Origin of the sequence: Chryseobacterium sp. SIMBA_028 (genome assembly GCF_046535285.1) — a bacterium.
GTDB lineage: Bacteria > Bacteroidota > Bacteroidia > Flavobacteriales > Weeksellaceae > Chryseobacterium.
This window is the reverse complement of the sequence record NZ_JAWRWZ010000938.1, coordinates 1-209: the sequence shown is the minus strand read 5'-3', so window position 1 is coordinate 209 and position 209 is coordinate 1. Positions and strand designations below refer to the sequence as shown.

The window sequence follows — 209 nt, the reverse complement described above, 5'->3', positions numbered from 1 at the left end:
CTGAACTACCGGATCAATTTTTTTAAAGTAAATTGACAAAACTTCTGCGATCCGGACGGGACTCGAACCCGCGACCTCCGCCGTGACAGGGCGGCATTCTAACCAGCTGAACTACCGGATCAATTTTTTAAAGAAATTGATAAAACTTCTGCGATCCGGACGGGACTCGAACCCGCGACCTCCGCCGTGACAGGGCGGCATTCTAACCA

Annotated in this window: 1 tRNA gene; it reads right to left on the bottom strand. The window is 50.7% G+C overall.

The features are described from left to right. Positions 1–47 precede the first annotated feature (47 nt). A tRNA-Asp gene (locus SCA31_RS25960) sits at positions 48–121 on the bottom strand. Positions 122–209 lie beyond the last annotated feature (88 nt).